We start from the raw sequence: 13,728 nt of genomic DNA on the forward strand, positions 1-13,728 counted from the left end.
CGCGGTGCTCAGCCCGGCGGTTCGACGTGCACGAGCTTCGTCTGGGTCAGCTCGTCGAGCAGCTCGGGACCGTAGCCGTAGCCGTTCCCGCTGCGCCGCCGCGGATGCGCCGCGCCGCCCGGCGCGCCACCGAAGACGGCGTTGACCTTGACCGTGCCGGCCGGCAGCTCACGCCAGGCGTGCTGGGCCCGGGCCATCGAGGCGGTCAGAACCGTCGCCGCCAGGCCGTAGTCGCCGCTCGCGGCTTCGGCCAGGCCGGCTTCGAAACTCGGGACCACCCGCACCGGGGCCACCGGGCCGAACGTTTCCTCGGCCATCACCCGCAGGCCGGCCGCGCACCCGGTCAGCACCGTCGCCGGGTAGTGCGCGCCCGGCCCGTCCGGCACCACCCCGCCGGTCAGCAGCGCCGCACCGCGGCCGACGGCGTCTTCGACGTGCGAGTGCACGTGAGCACGGTGGCGGAGGTCCACCAGCGGCGCCAGGGTCCGCGCCTCGGCCTCCTTGACCAGCGCGGCCAGGAACGCGTCAGCGATCGCCTCGTGGACGTAGATCCGTTCCACCGCGACGCAGATCTGCCCCGAGTTGGCGAACGCCCCCAGCGCCGCCTGGCCGGCGGCCCACTCCGGATCGACGTCGGCGTCGACGACCAGCGGGTCGTTGCCCCCGTTCTCCAGCAGCGTCTTCGCGCCGGTGGCGGCCGCGCTCGCGGCGATCGACCGGCCGGTCGCGGTGCTGCCGACGTGGGCGAGCACGTCGACGTCGTCGCGCATCGCGAGGATCGCGCCGACCCCGCCGTCACCCTGCAGGGTCTGCAGCACCCCGGCCGGCAGGACGCCGGACAGCACTTCGCCGAGCAGGGCGCCGGTGTGCGGGGCGCGCTCGCTCGGCTTGTGCACCACGGTGTTGCCGGTGACCAGCGCCGCGCCGAGCAGCCCGCAGGCCACGGCCACCGGGTCGTTCCACGGCGTCAGCGCGACGACGACACCCCGCGGCTCGGGCACCATCAGGTCGGTCGCGCCCGGGTCGCCGAGCAGGCTGCGGCCGCGGTGGACCGGCCCCAGTTCCGCGTACTGGACCAGGGTTCCGGCGCCGGCCAGCACCCCGGCGAGCGCTTCCTCGCGCGGCCGCCCGGTTTCCGCTTCGTTCGTCGCGGCGAGATCGCCGGCGTGCTGACGCAGCCGTTCGGCCGCCGCGTGCAGCAGCGAGCCGCGTTCGGCCGCCGGGGTGCGCGCCCAGCCCGGCCAGGCCCGGTTGGCCAGCGCCACGGCGGCGTCGATGTCGTCTTCGGCGGCGGTGGCGACGCTGCCCACCACGCCGCCGTCGGCCGGGTTCCGGATTTCGATCGTGCCCGCGGTCATCTGCGTCTCCTTCGTGTCGCCGCGCGGTTACCCGGGAGAAGGGCGCCGACACGCCGTTTGCCCGGCCGGCTTCCGGGTAGCCCGCCGCGGTGACCGCATCCCTCGACTACACCGTGGTGATTCCCACGACGGGCCGGGAAACCCTTCGGCCGCTGCTCGAAACCCTGCTGGCCGCGCCGGATCCGCGGCCGGCGGCGATCCTCGTGGTCGACGACCGGCCGGGTGGTCCCGCCCTGGACGTCCCGCCCGGGGTCCGCGTGCTGCGCTCCGGCGGGCGTGGCCCGGCGGCCGCTCGCAACCACGGGTGGCGCACGGCGGAAAGCCCGTGGATCGCCTTCGTCGACGACGACGTCGTGCTGGCGCCCGGCTGGTCCCGCCAGCTCGCCGGCGACCTGGCGGGCCTGCCACCCGATGTCGCCGCGTCACAGGGCCGTATCCGGGTCCCGCTGCCGGCGCAGCGGCGGCCGACCGACGACGAGCGCGGCACGGCCGGTCTCGAACACGCCCGGTGGATCACGGCGGACATGGCCTACCGGCGCAGCGCCTTGGCCGAAGTGCGCGGCTTCGACGAGCGGTTCCCCCGCGCGTTCCGCGAGGACTCCGATCTCGCGCTGCGCGTGCTCCGGGCCGGGCACCGGATCGTCCGGGGTGACCGGCTCACCACGCACCCCGCCCGGCGTCCCGGGTTCTTCGCCAGCCTGAAAGCCCAGCGCGGCAACGCCGACAACGCGCTCATGCGGCACGAGCACGGCGCGAGGTGGCGGCAGCGCACCGAGGCCGGGCGCGGCCGGCTGAGCCGGCACGCACTGTCCACAGTGGCCGGTCTGGCCGCTTTGACCCTGACGGTGTTCCACCGGCGGGCAGGGGCCGCCCTCGCGGCGGCGGCCTGGGCCGGCTTGACGGCCGAGTTCGCGGCTCGCCGCATCCTGTCAGGACCGTTCACCCCCGGCGAAGTGGCCCGGATGGCCGTCACCAGCGTCCTCATCCCGCCGGCCGCCTGCTACCACCGCCTGCGCGGCGAAGTCGCGGTGCGCCGCCGCCGTCCGCCGGTCGCGGTGCTGTTCGACCGCGACGACACGCTGATCGCCGACGTCCCCTACCTCGACGACCCGGACGGCGTCCGGCCCGTCCCCGGCGCCGTCGACCTGGTCCGCGGGCTGCGGGACCGGGGGATCCCGGTCGGCGTCGTGAGCAACCAGTCGGGGGTCGCGAAAGGCCTGATCGCGCCGGGCCGGCTGGCCGCGGTGAACGCCCGCGTCGAGGCGCTCTTCGGCCCGTTCGGCACGTGGCAGGTCTGCGTCCACGACGACGGCGACGGCTGCCGCTGCCGCAAACCCCAGCCCGGCATGGTCCTCGACGCCGCGAAGGCGCTCGGTGTCGCTCCGGCGTCCTGCGTGGTCATCGGCGACACCGGGGCCGACGTCGCCGCGGCCCTCGCCGCCGGCGCCCGCGCGGTGCTCGTGCCGACGGCCCGCACGCTCGAGCCGGAGATCGCGCACGCCCGCCGGCACGCCGCGGTCGCCCGGGACCTGACCGAAGCCCTGCGCCTCGCCGGGGTCGCCGGATGACCCGGGTGCTCGTCGCGCGGCAGGACAACCTGGGCGACGTCCTGCTCGCCGGGCCCTGCGTCCGCGGGGTCGCCGCGCACGCTTCGCACGTGACGCTGCTGACCGGCCCGCAGGGCCGCGCGGCGGGTGACCTGCTGCCCGGCGTCGACGACCTGCTCACGTGGCGCGCCCCGTGGATCGACGCCGATCCGCAGCCGGTCACCGCGGCGGACACGGAGGAGTTCGTCGAACGGATCCGGGCGCAGGCCGTGGACGAAGCCCTGATCCTGACGTCGTTCCACCAGTCGCCGCTGCCGCTGGCCCTGCTGCTGCGGCTGGCCGGGGTGCCGTGGATCGGCGCGATCTCCGAGGACTACCCGGGCAGCCTGCTCGACCTGCGTCACCGCGTCGACGGCGACCGGCCCGAGCCGGAACGGATGCTGTCGCTCGCCGAGGCGGCCGGGTACCCGCTCCCGGCCGCCGACCCCGGCGGGCTGGCGGTGCGCGGGCCGCTGCCGGACGTCGCCCGGCTGACCGGGAGGGAGCCGTACGTCGTCGTCCACCCGGGCGCCTCCGTGCCGGCCCGGCAACCCTCCGCGGCGGTCAGCCACCGGTTCGTCGCGGCCCTGGTCGCGGGCGGGCACCGCGTGCTGGTGACCGGCGCGCCGGCCGAAAAGGCCCTGACCGCCGAGGTCGCCGACGGCGCGGCCGTCGACCTCGGCGGCCGGACGTCGCTGGCCGAGCTGGCCGCGGTGCTGGCCGGCGCTTGGGTCGTCGTCGCGCCGAACACCGGCCCGGCCCACCTGGCGGCCGCGGTGGGCACACCGGTCGTGTCGTTGTTCGCCCCGGTGGTCCCGGCCGCGCGCTGGGCGCCCTACGGCGTACCGGTGGCGCTGCTGGGGGACCAGCACGCACAGTGCCGGGCCACGCGGGCCCGCACGTGCCCGGTCAGGGGCCACCCCTGCCTCGACACGATCGACCCGGCCGACGTCCGCCGCGCGGTGGCCGGCTTGGCCCGCGCTCACCCGTGATGGGCCGAGCCTGCTGATGACCGCTGTGCGGGCGAGCGGCGGATGGCCAGGAGCACGGTGTCGTCGGCGTAGGTGACGACGTCGTGCATGCGGGTGACGACTTCGCGCGGCAGCGCCGCGGTCGGCCGACCGGCGTGCGTCCGGGCCACCTCCAGCAGGCGGGCTTGGCCTTCGTCGATGTCCTTGCGGGACTCGACCAGCCCGTCGGTGTAGAGCAGCAAGGTGGCCCCCGGTGCCAGGGTGACGTCGACGAGGCCGCGGCTGCCGGGGTTGGGGAAGCCGACGCCGCGGCCGATGACCGGCGGGTCGAGGAGTTGCGTGTCGCCTGTTGTCCCGACGAGGACGGGTTCGGGGTGGCCGCCGTTGGCGAGCTGGGTGTGGCCGGTGGCGGGGTCGATGCGGGCCAGCAGCACGGTCGCCATGAGGAGGGGGTTGATCGTGGCGAGGGTGTGGGAGGCGTGGGCGATCAGGTCGGGGAAGGGGTGGCCTTCCAGGGCGAGGGTGCGGATGGCGTGGGTGACGGTGAGGGCGTCGCGGGTGGAGGTGACGCCGTGGCCGACGGCGTCGACGAGGGTGACGTGCAGGTGGCCGCTGGGCAGGACGAACCAGTCGTAGAGGTCGCCGCCGGTGGGGGAGTCCGGTTCGGTGGGGGAGTAGCGGACGCCGAGTTCCAGCCCCGGGACGTTCAGTGGCGGGGGCCGCAGGGCATCTTCGAGTTCCTGGAAGATCCGGGCGTGGGCGTGGCGGAGCTGTTCGTCGCGTTGTTCGAGTTCGACGTACATCGCGAGGACGCCGCTGTTGGTTTCGGCGAGTTCGTCGCGGAGGTACCGGTGTTCCCGGGCGAGGGTGTCGGCGCGGGTGGTGAGCGCGAGCATCTCCTGCCGGGTCGCCTGCTCGTCCTCCACCGACGCGGGGACCGGGTGGTCGCCGGTGACGAAGCGCCAGGTGACGCGGCCGTCACCGGCCGCGGCAGCGGGCTGCGGCAGGCCGTCGAGGACCGGCGGGGCCACCGGCGCCGGTAGCCGGAGGCCGATGGTGAGCACCCGGTCCGCGACCGTGGCCTCCAGGTCGACGGTCCCGCCGTCATCGAGAACCGGTTCGGCGAGGAGCGTGATCGCCAGTACGAGCCGGGCGCGCTCTTCGACGGGGATTCCGCCGTCTGCGCACGTCTCGCGGACGTGACGGCGCAGCGTGATCAGCTGGGCGTGCTTCATCGTTCAGCGCTCGCACAGCTCGGGACCGGCTGCTCCTGAAGCCGGGTCGTCGCCGAAGTGCGTGATCAGCATGGTCCGGTGCAGGAGCTGTTCGAGGCATTGCGGACGGTTCTCGAGCCGGAGTTCGACGTCCGCGGCGTCGGTCTCGGCGCGGACGGCCAGGAGCGCGGACAGGCCGGAGGAGTCGAGGAAGTCCAGGCGGGCGCAGTCGAGTACCAGCGTCCGTAGCCGGGGCCGGGTGAGTGCCTCGGCGGTCGCGGCCCGCAGGAGGCGGGTGGTGCGGAATTCGAGGTCACCGTGCAGCCCGATGCTCGTCACCGTGGCGGCCGGGTGCATGACGGTGCAGGTCAGCGGGGTGGCGGCGCTCATGCGGTGAACCGGCCCCGGGGGTGACCGTCGATGGCGGCTCTGCTGGTCTCGATGTCGGGCAACACCCCGATCAGGGTGCCAGATGCCGCTACCGCCCGCACGACCGTCCGCCCGCACGACCAGCGGGTCCGGGCAGCCATCGCCGGGCGGCCGAGGATTACCGCGCCGTTTCCCGGGTAAACGGGCGTGAGGTGCCGATCGCAAAGGAAGTGACAGCGTGACCCGGAAGTTCCGCAAGGGTGACCGTGTCCGGTGGGACGCCGGCAACCAGAGTTCCGTCGGCACGGTCGAAGACGTGCTCACCAGCGAGACCGAAGCCGGTGGCCGGCACGTCAAGGCGTCGGAGGAAGAGCCGCAGTACCTGGTGCGCAGCGAGAAGTCCGGCCGGACGGCGGTGCACCACCCCGGCAAGATCCATCCGGCCTGAGCACAGGGAGCCCATGATGACCGAGTACCAGCACACCGCGACCGCCGACATCCCCGCCGACGAGCTGTTCGCGTTCCTCAGCCGTCCGGAGAACCTGCCGCGCTACTTCCCGCAGATGAAGGTGGCGGAGCCGCGTGGCGGGGACAGCGTCCACGTCGAAGCGGAGGTGCACGGCCACCGCGTCGAAGGAGAAGCGTGGCTGCACACCGATCCCGGCACCCGCTCGCTCGAATGGGGTGCCGAGGGTCCGGACGACTACCACGGCAAGCTGCGCATCGACGAGTCCGGGCCGGCGGCGTCGGAGATCACCGTGACGCTGAGCAGCGTCCGTGAGGCCGGTGACGACGAAGTCCAGCGGGGCCTCGAGCAGACGGTGGCGGCGATCACCCACGCGGCGAGCGCGGACGCGGACGTCGCGGCGGCCGAAAGCGAAGGCGGCTGGACACCCTGATCCGCGACGCCCGGGTGCGCCGCTACCGGAGCCCGACCGGGTGGGCCGGCCGTTGCCGGGGAGCGGAACAGGGAGTCCGCCCGGACCGTGGCCGTCCCGGCCGGAACGGCGGCGGTCAACGGCCGGCTTCGAGCAGGTCGAACAGCTGCACACGGCCGGGCCGGCGGGCGGCGCAGGTCAGCGGGCGGTCGAGGGTGACCGGCCGCTCCCGCAGCACGACGGTGCAAGCGGGGTCGGCGAAGGTCACCCGCCAGCGCTTGCCGTCCTCACGCTCGGCCGTGACGAGCCGGAGATCGTCGACCCCGCGCGCGCCGGTGACGGCGAGGGCGTGGTGGTGCGCCGTCTGCACGACCGGTGACAGCGACGACCGGCCGCGGAGCTTGGCCGGCTCCAGGATTCCCCGGGCGTAGGAACGGGCGATGCCGGCCGCCTCGTCCGGGTCGACGCCGCCGAAGGTGAAACCGTGGGGCAGCAGCACGACCGCGGGCGCGAACCGGCACCCGCCGAGGTGCGAGCACTCCCAGGTGCCTTCCGGGTCCGCGGCGGCCAGGGCCGCGGCGAGCGGGCGGCCGCGGACCGCGCAACAGGGATCGTGCCTGCCGTGGGTGCACACCAGGTTCAGCGGCCGGCTCCAGGACCGTCCACTGTGGAACGGCAAGGTCGCGATCTCGGTGGTGTCCCGGTATACGCCGGTTCGGACGTCCTCGTGGCCGGGCCGGGCGTCGACCTTGAACCACCGGTGCCCTCCGGTGCCGGAGCGCCGTCCCGGACGGCGGATGAGCGCGACCCGGCCGCCGTGGCCGGCCGCCCACGTCGTCAGCGCGGCGGGCTCGAGGCCCGAGCTGGTGAGCGCCAGGCGTTCCCACGGGCCCGGGTGCTCGATGAGCAGCCAGCGGTCGGCCGGGGGCGCCGTGCCTTCCCGGCGATCGCCGGCGGAGCCCGCCAGATCGGCGCAGCGCGCCCTCGCGGGAGCGCTCATGCGGAGGCGGCCACGAGCACGCCCTCGCGCAGCAGCCGCCGCACGAGGACGAGCTGGTCCGGTTCGCCGAGACCGGGGATCGCGCCGATGCGCCAGGTCTGCCCGTCGAGCAGGGCGCGCACGGCCGTCGAGGTGGTGCCGGGGAGGGTGATCCGCCGGTCGGCCAGCTCCAGCACGGTACGGCCGTCGTCGGTGTTCTCGACGCGGTGGCGCAGACCGGCGCGGCGGCGCACGGTGTCGCCGGCGGCGAGGTCCCGGGCGAAGGCGGCCGACGCGATCGGACGCAGCGGCTCGGGCCGCCCGCCAGGCCAAGCTCGGTCGCGCAGGTGCCGGGCCACGGCCTCGGCCGGGACTCCCGCCAGCGCCTCGATCAGGACCTCCCGTACCGGACCGAGGTGATCGGCGACCTGGCCGGGGTCGGCGACGTCGATCCCCAGCGGCAGGGAGGCGCGCAGCCGCTCGTCGGCGGCGACGAGCGCCGCGAGCGCTTCGACGACGGCGAACCGGGTGACGACGTGGACACCGATGGTCAGGTGGGCGGAGACGTCCCCGAGGGCGGTCGCGGAGTGCAGCCAGCCGCGGGGGAGGTACATCAGGTCACCGGGTTCCAGCACCGCGTCGACGGCGGGGGTGTCGCGGGCGCGGGCGGCGACGGCCTCGGCGTGGGTACTCCACGGCTGCGTGCGCAACGGCGCGGGATGGACGGGGGAGTGCACGGACCAGTGCTTGCGGCCGGCGAGCTGCAGCACGAAGACGTCGTGCACGTCGTAGTGCGCGGAAAACCCCTGCGAAGACGGCGGGGTGATGTAGGCGTTGGCCTGCACCGGGTGGCCGAGTTCGCCGGTGAGGCCGACGGCGAAGTCGACGAGGGCGGGCCACGTGCGGTGCAGGGCCTGCAGCACGATCGTGGCGCCGTCGGCGAACAGCGCGGCGACCTTCTCGTCCTGCACCTGGTCGCCGATCTCCGCGCCGGCCCCGGCGCCGCCGGTGAACGCACGCGAGTCGACGACTTCGCCGTGACGCGCCAAGCGGAGGAAGGGCGTGCGCAACCCGCGGCGCGACAGCAGCTCGTCGGCGCCGTCGAGGTCGAACAGGTCCCGGAAGGCATCGCCGTCGGCGGCGCGGCGCAGCAGAGGAGCACAGCCCCAGTGCCGCGCGGCGAAGGCGTCGACGTCCGGGCCGACCAGGCGGGGCAGCACTTTCCCGTGCGGCGGAGCGCCCGCCGGCACCGAGGGGGTCCCGGTACCGGCGGAGGGCTCGCTCAGGTCAGTTCGCGCCACGGTCCGCGCCGCCGTCGGCTCCACCGTCGTGCTGGCCCGGCGTGCCCTCGCCGGCTCCCGAGTCGGCCGGTCCTTCGGCGCCGCTGTCCGCGCCACCGTCGGCCCCGCCGTCGTGCTGCCCCGGCGTGCCTTCGCCCGCGCCGGAGTCGGCGGGGCCTTCCGGCCCGCTGTTCGAGGTGGTGGAGATGTCGTCGTCGTTCAAGCTCATGTCGGTTCCCTTCGGCAGGTCCGGCCAGTAGCCGGAGACCGGCCGGTTACCCCGGGCGGAGGCGTTCAAGCATGCGTCCGGCGTTTTCGGAGGAAGGGTTATCCGCCGCTCGAGCGGGAATGCCGGTGCGGCCGCCGGAGGGCGGCGGCACGCCACCGGACGACGGAGGAACGCCAGTGTTTCGTCACACCAAGCTGTTGCAGTTCGAGGCCAGGCCCGAGAAGCCGGACCCGGTGTACGCCCACAAGCTCCAGGAGCTGATCGGCGGGGCGTTCGGCGAAATGAGCGTGACCATGCAATACCTGTTCCAGGGCTGGAACTGCCGGGTCGAGGGCAAGTACAAGGACCTGCTCATGGACACCGCGACCGAGGAGATCGGGCACGTCGAAATGCTCGCTACCATGGTCGCGCGGCTGCTGGAAGGCGCGCCCGCGACGATGACGGCCGAAGCGGTCAAGGACCCGGTGATGGCCGCGACGCTCGGCGGCATGGACGTGCAGCAGGCCATCGTGGCCGGCGGCGGCGCCCTTCCCGCGGACAGCAACGGTTATCCCTGGAACGGCCGGTACATCGTTGCGTCCGGCAACCTGCTCGCCGACTTCCGCGCCAACGCCGCGGCCGAGGCGCAGGGCCGGTTGCAGACCGCGCGGTTGTACAACATGACCGACGATCCCGGGGTCAAGGCGATGCTGCAGTTCAACCTGGCCCGCGACACCGTGCACCAGAAGCAGTGGCTGGCCGCGATCGAGGAGCTCAAGGCCGACGGTCTCGAGGACGAGATCGTGCCCGACGCTCTGCTCGACGTCGAGGACCAGACCCACAACAACACGATCTGGGGCCTGTCCGACGGGCCCGACGGCCCGAAGGGCGGCTGGAGCACCAAGGCGGGCATCGAGTACCTGACCGACCCGAAGCCGCTCGGCGGCCCGGGTACGGCCCCGCACCCGGATCCCGCGCTCTACAGCACCTACTCGCCGACGATGGACGCCGTCGGTACCGCGAAGGGCAAGGCGAAGTCGGTGAAGAACAAGCTCACCTGACCCGCGGCCGTTCGTTTGGCGGGACGACCCGCGGGTACAGGACGAACAGACGGCGGCCCGGTGAGTTCGAGCTCAGTGCCGCGGTTCGCGCCGCGGCGACCCCGGCCGGGCCGCCGTCGTCTTCCCCCGCGGCGAGGCGCCCACCCCCCCCCGGGAGGGGACGAGGAGTTCCGCTTCCGGGCCCGCCGGCCGGAAGCCGGAGAGGAGTTCGCGTGAGGAAAATCAGGAACGCCGTGCTCGCACCACTGTTCCCGCTCGCGGTCCGGGACCGGGGCCCGCATGGCTGACCACACCGCCACCGGCACGGACGCCACCGGGCGGCGGAGCCTGCCCCAGGCGTTGCGGCTCGTCGCGCTGGTGCTCGGGGCCGGATATCTCGTCCTCGGTGCCGGCGGGTTCTTCGTTCCCGGCAACGCCGCCTTGGCGACTCCCGACGGGTTCGAGGGCCACGTCGCGCCGCACACCCTGCTGGTCTTCAGCGTGGGGCCCGTCCTGAACGTGATCCACACCCTCGGTGGGCTGGCGGGCCTGGCCGCGGCTCGAAGCGTTTCCGGCACCGCGCTGTTCGGGCTCGCCGGATCGGTCGGGTTCGCGAGCGTCGGCGCGTTCGGCGTCCTCGCGCTCACCTACGACACCGGGGGGCGGCCGGACTTCACCTGGGCCGACGTCGTCCTCCACCTGGCCACCGCGGCCGTCCTCGTGGCGCTCGCCCACCTGGGGTTCCGGGTCGTGAACCGGGAAGCCGGCGATCACCCGGGTGGGGACGTGTGATCCGGTCCTGCCGGGGTAACAGGGAGAGCCGTACATCCGCACCGCGTCGAGGAGCCAGCCGTGTCGCAGCCCGCCCAGCAGCAAAGCCCGCCCGGCACCACCGCGGAGATGACCCCGCGGCCCGATCACGGAGAGCACTCCTATCGCGGCTCCGGCAAGCTGGCCGGGAAAGCCGCCCTGATCACCGGCGCCGACAGCGGGATCGGCCGCGCGGTGGCGATCGCGTACGCGCGCGAGGGCGCCGATGTGCTGATCTCCTACCTGGACGAGCACGAGGACGCCGAGGAGACGCGGCGCTGGGTGGAGGAGGCCGGGCGCAGGGCCGTGGTCGTGCCCGGTGACGTCGCCGAGCCGGCGCACTGCCGGGCGCTGGTCGCGCGGGCGGTCGAGGAGTTCGGCCGGCTCGACGTGCTCGTGAACAACGCCGCGTTCCAGATGAGCCACGAGACGATCGAGGAGATCCCGGACGAGGAATGGGACCGGACCCTCGCGATCAACCTGAGCGCATTCTTCCACCTGGTCAAGGCGGCCGTTCCGCACCTGAAGCCGGGGGCGTCGATCATCGGCAGCTCTTCGGTGAACTCGGACAACCCGAAGCCCCAGCTGCTGCCGTACGACGTCACGAAAGCCGGGATCGCGAACATGACGGCCGCGTTGGCGCAGCTGCTGGGGCCGAAGGGCATCCGGGCCAACAGCGTCGCGCCGGGACCGATCTGGACACCGCTGATCCCGTCCACGATGCCCGAGGACGAGGTGGCGTCGTTCGGTGCGCAGACACCACTGGGACGGGCCGGGCAGCCCGCCGAGCTGGCCCCGGTGTACGTGCTGCTCGCCTCCGACGACGGAAGTTTCGTGTCCGGGGCTCGCGTCGCGGTGACGGGTGGCACGCCGATCCTCTGACCGCCCGGCGGGACTCGCGGTCCCGAACTCCGGCGGATCGGTTCCGGTGCACCGGTTTGTCAGCGCATCGACCGGATATCCGGGCGGCCACGGCAAGTGCCGGCCGGCCGAGGAGGAACCGCATGCCGACCCCGACCCGAGTGCCCGGCCGGACCATCCGGACGGCGCTCACCGCGATCTCGGCGGCTGCCCGGTGAGCGCGCGCTTGATGGTCCCGGTCGCCGCGGCGCCTGCGGAGGTCCCGCGTCCACGGCGGGTACGGCACCCCTTCGCGGTCAGCGGCCGGCCGGCACCGGTACTGGTGGTGACGATGCGTGCTTCGGTGGCCTCGATCAACGCCGTCCTTTCCGGCGGTGAGGCCGTGGCGGGCCTGCGCATCGACGTGACGCACCACGGCCTGTGGTTGATCACCGGAGCGGGATCGCGGATCGTGATCGAGCTGGACGGTGCCCCGCGCCCGGTCGACCACGGTGACGGACGAGCAGCCGCAGCGGCTGACGCACCGGATCCGCCGGCACGTCGACGCCGCACCTTCACCCCCGCCGACCCGCTCTGAGGCACGGCCCGACCCTGGACCACGCCGCGACGCGCCTGGCCACAGCAAGGCGCGGACCGCGGCGTTCCCCGCCGCGCGGGCGAGAGGTGTCACCTTGCCCTCGCCCGCGCGGCTCCGAGCCGGGAGTCCGGTACCGCTCGGCCTGCCGAGCGGCCGGCGGCCCCGGCCTGCTGCTCGCGGTGGCGGGATCGCCCGGGCGCCGAGCCGGCCAGTCGGGCGCCGCCGACCCGTGACAGTCAACCGCGCCCGGGCCGAATCACCTGGTGGCCGGCCTGTTTCCGGCTCGCGGGCGGTGAGCAGGCCGGTGGCGATCGTGCCGAGGCCGAGGCGCAGCCGGTTGCCGGCGGTGTCGACCGGGACGAAGTCGGCGTCGCTGCCGTGGTCGATCAGGAGTCCGTAGATCCAGAGGACCAGGTACACGATCCCGCCGACGGAGGGGTACTGGTGGGCGCCGCGCGGGGTGCGGGCCGCGGCCAGGCCGGCGATGCCGGTGGCGCGAACACGCCCGGCGGGGAGCGTTCGCCGGGCCTGCCGCGGAACCGTGAACCGGCTTCAACGACCGCGGGGGTCGTCGCTGCCGCCCTGGTCGTCCGGTTGAAGGGCGGCCGCACCGGCCTCGGCGGGCGAAGCCGATCCTTCCGGGTTTCCTTTGGTGACGTGCGCTTCGTCGCGCATCCGCTGGACCATGTGCGGGTAGTGGAGTTCGAACGCCGGGCGTTCGGAGCGGATCCGTGGCAGCTCGAGGAAGTTGTGCCGGGGCGGGGGGCTGGTGGTGGCCCATTCGAGGGAGTTGCCGAAGCCCCACGGGTCGTCGACCGTGATGGGTTCGCCGTAGCGGTAGGTCTTGACGACGTTCCAGATGAACGGCAGCACCGACAACCCCAGCAGGAACGCGCCGACGGTCGACAACGTGTGCATCCAGGTGAAGCCGTCGGTGGACAGGTAGTCGGCGTAGCGGCGGGGCATGCCGGCGTCGCCGAGCCAGTGCTGGATGAGGAACGTGGTGTGGAACCCGAGGAACGTGGTCCAGAAGTGCCACTTGGCGAGTCGTTCGTCGAGCATCCGGCCGGTGATCTTCGGGAACCAGAAGTAGATGCCGCCGAAGGTGGCGAACACGATGGTGCCGAAGAGGACGTAGTGGAAGTGGGCGACGACGAAGTAGCTGTCGTGGACGTGGAAATCCAGTGGAGGCGAGGCGAGGATGATGCCGGTCAGGCCGCCGAGCAGGAACGTGACGAGGAACCCGGCCGACCACAGCATCGGCGACTCGAACGTGAGCTTCCCCTTCCACATGGTGCCGATCCAGTTGAAGAACTTGATGCCCGTCGGGACGGCGATCAGGAACGTCATGAAGGAGAAGAACGGCAGCAGCACCGCGCCGGTGGCGAACATGTGGTGCGCCCACACCGCCACCGACAACGCCGTGATGCCGATGGTGGCGAACACCATGGTCTTGTAACCGAAGAGGGGTTTGCGGCTGAACACGGGAAGGATTTCGGTGACGATCCCGAAGTAGGGCAAGGCGACCACGTAGACCTCGGGGTGGCCGAAGAACCAGAACAGGTGCTGCCAGAGGATCGGGCCGCCGTTTTCGGGA

At 73.5% G+C, this 13,728-nt stretch carries 15 protein-coding genes and 1 pseudogene; 8 read left to right on the plus strand and 8 right to left on the minus strand.

Annotation, left to right across the window (positions count from 1 at the left end):
- Positions 1-8: 8 nt before the first annotated feature.
- Positions 9-1,358: an aldehyde dehydrogenase family protein gene (locus VA596_RS15885; RefSeq protein ID WP_323327676.1), complete on the minus strand. Its 1,350-nt coding sequence runs from the start codon at positions 1,356-1,358 to the stop codon at positions 9-11.
- 89 nt (positions 1,359-1,447) lie between these two features.
- Here VA596_RS15885 and VA596_RS15890 point away from each other — a divergent pair, with 89 nt between their 5' ends.
- Together VA596_RS15890 and VA596_RS15895 are read left to right on the plus strand one after the other, a co-directional pair.
- The gene (locus VA596_RS15890) at positions 1,448-2,926 is read left to right on the plus strand and encodes an HAD-IIIA family hydrolase (RefSeq protein WP_323327677.1); all 1,479 of its coding nucleotides are present in this window, start codon (positions 1,448-1,450) and stop codon (positions 2,924-2,926) included.
- Positions 2,923-3,936 (plus strand): glycosyltransferase family 9 protein, encoded by a 1,014-nt coding sequence (locus VA596_RS15895; protein ID WP_323327678.1) that lies wholly within the window; start codon positions 2,923-2,925, stop codon positions 3,934-3,936. Before VA596_RS15890 ends, VA596_RS15895 begins: the two co-directional genes overlap by 4 nt.
- Here the strand turns inward: VA596_RS15895 and VA596_RS15900 are convergent.
- Complete coding sequence (locus VA596_RS15900; RefSeq protein ID WP_323327680.1) at positions 3,927-5,150, minus strand: PP2C family protein-serine/threonine phosphatase; 1,224 nt, start codon at positions 5,148-5,150, stop codon at positions 3,927-3,929. The genes VA596_RS15895 and VA596_RS15900 overlap by 10 nt on opposite strands.
- A gap of 3 nt (positions 5,151-5,153) precedes the next feature.
- Positions 5,154-5,519, minus strand: coding sequence for an STAS domain-containing protein (locus VA596_RS15905; protein ID WP_323327682.1), 366 nt, complete (start codon positions 5,517-5,519; stop codon positions 5,154-5,156).
- Positions 5,520-5,736: 217 nt separating this feature from the next.
- Between VA596_RS15905 and VA596_RS15910 the strand changes: the two genes are divergently transcribed.
- Positions 5,737-5,946 carry a hypervirulence associated TUDOR domain-containing protein gene (locus VA596_RS15910; RefSeq protein WP_323327685.1) on the plus strand — a complete coding sequence of 70 codons (210 nt, stop codon included), beginning with the start codon at positions 5,737-5,739 and terminating at the stop codon, positions 5,944-5,946.
- Between the two features lie 16 nt (positions 5,947-5,962).
- Complete coding sequence (locus VA596_RS15915) at positions 5,963-6,397, plus strand: SRPBCC family protein (protein ID WP_323327687.1); 435 nt, start codon at positions 5,963-5,965, stop codon at positions 6,395-6,397.
- Positions 6,398-6,512: 115 nt separating this feature from the next.
- Here VA596_RS15915 and VA596_RS15920 read toward each other — a convergent pair whose 3' ends face one another.
- From VA596_RS15920 to VA596_RS15930, 3 genes are read right to left on the minus strand one after another with little or no spacing between them, the layout of a single operon-like run.
- Positions 6,513-7,376, minus strand: coding sequence for a sucrase ferredoxin (locus VA596_RS15920; protein WP_323327689.1), 864 nt, complete (start codon positions 7,374-7,376; stop codon positions 6,513-6,515).
- Complete coding sequence (locus VA596_RS15925; protein WP_323327692.1) at positions 7,373-8,605, minus strand: cupin domain-containing protein; 1,233 nt, start codon at positions 8,603-8,605, stop codon at positions 7,373-7,375. Before VA596_RS15925 ends, VA596_RS15920 begins: the two co-directional genes overlap by 4 nt.
- Before the next feature lie 37 nt (positions 8,606-8,642).
- Positions 8,643-8,864, minus strand: coding sequence for a hypothetical protein (locus tag VA596_RS15930; protein ID WP_323327694.1), 222 nt, complete (start codon positions 8,862-8,864; stop codon positions 8,643-8,645).
- A 176-nt stretch (positions 8,865-9,040) separates the two neighbouring features.
- Here VA596_RS15930 and VA596_RS15935 point away from each other — a divergent pair, with 176 nt between their 5' ends.
- The 4 genes from VA596_RS15935 (at position 9,041) to VA596_RS15950 (ending at position 12,131) form a co-directional block, all read left to right on the plus strand.
- Positions 9,041-9,904: a manganese catalase gene (locus tag VA596_RS15935; protein ID WP_323327696.1), complete on the plus strand. Its 864-nt coding sequence runs from the start codon at positions 9,041-9,043 to the stop codon at positions 9,902-9,904.
- A 279-nt stretch (positions 9,905-10,183) separates the two neighbouring features.
- The gene (locus VA596_RS15940) at positions 10,184-10,675 is read left to right on the plus strand and encodes a DUF4383 domain-containing protein (protein WP_323327698.1); all 492 of its coding nucleotides are present in this window, start codon (positions 10,184-10,186) and stop codon (positions 10,673-10,675) included.
- 108 nt (positions 10,676-10,783) lie between these two features.
- Positions 10,784-11,575: an SDR family oxidoreductase gene (locus VA596_RS15945; RefSeq protein ID WP_323327774.1), complete on the plus strand. Its 792-nt coding sequence runs from the start codon at positions 10,784-10,786 to the stop codon at positions 11,573-11,575.
- Positions 11,576-11,885: 310 nt separating this feature from the next.
- Positions 11,886-12,131 (plus strand): hypothetical protein, encoded by a 246-nt coding sequence (locus VA596_RS15950; protein WP_323327700.1) that lies wholly within the window; start codon positions 11,886-11,888, stop codon positions 12,129-12,131.
- Positions 12,132-12,440: 309 nt separating this feature from the next.
- On the opposite strand, the pseudogene VA596_RS15955 reads toward VA596_RS15950, so the two are convergent.
- Both VA596_RS15955 and VA596_RS15960 read right to left on the minus strand, forming a co-directional pair.
- Positions 12,441-12,617: pseudogene (locus VA596_RS15955) on the minus strand (DUF4383 domain-containing protein); the annotation flags it as partial.
- A 66-nt stretch (positions 12,618-12,683) separates the two neighbouring features.
- Positions 12,684-13,728 (minus strand): cytochrome c oxidase subunit I (locus tag VA596_RS15960; RefSeq protein WP_323327702.1); only part of this gene is annotated, 1,045 nt, incomplete at its 5' end.

Origin of the sequence: Amycolatopsis heterodermiae (assembly GCF_034929455.1) — a bacterium.
Lineage (GTDB): Bacteria > Actinomycetota > Actinomycetes > Mycobacteriales > Pseudonocardiaceae > Amycolatopsis > Amycolatopsis heterodermiae.

Coding starts and splice junctions, on each gene's coding strand:
- VA596_RS15885 (WP_323327676.1), bottom strand. CDS start 1,358: ATGACCGCGGGCACGATCGAAATCCGGAACCCGGCCGACGGCGGCGTG.
- VA596_RS15895 (WP_323327678.1), top strand. CDS start 2,923: ATGACCCGGGTGCTCGTCGCGCGGCAGGACAACCTGGGCGACGTCCTG.
- VA596_RS15900 (WP_323327680.1), bottom strand. CDS start 5,150: ATGAAGCACGCCCAGCTGATCACGCTGCGCCGTCACGTCCGCGAGACG.
- VA596_RS15905 (WP_323327682.1), bottom strand. CDS start 5,519: ATGAGCGCCGCCACCCCGCTGACCTGCACCGTCATGCACCCGGCCGCC.
- VA596_RS15915 (WP_323327687.1), top strand. CDS start 5,963: ATGACCGAGTACCAGCACACCGCGACCGCCGACATCCCCGCCGACGAG.
- VA596_RS15920 (WP_323327689.1), bottom strand. CDS start 7,376: ATGAGCGCTCCCGCGAGGGCGCGCTGCGCCGATCTGGCGGGCTCCGCC.
- VA596_RS15930 (WP_323327694.1), bottom strand. CDS start 8,864: ATGAGCTTGAACGACGACGACATCTCCACCACCTCGAACAGCGGGCCG.
- VA596_RS15940 (WP_323327698.1), top strand. CDS start 10,184: ATGGCTGACCACACCGCCACCGGCACGGACGCCACCGGGCGGCGGAGC.
- VA596_RS15945 (WP_323327774.1), top strand. CDS start 10,784: ATGACCCCGCGGCCCGATCACGGAGAGCACTCCTATCGCGGCTCCGGC.
- VA596_RS15950 (WP_323327700.1), top strand. CDS start 11,886: ATGCGTGCTTCGGTGGCCTCGATCAACGCCGTCCTTTCCGGCGGTGAG.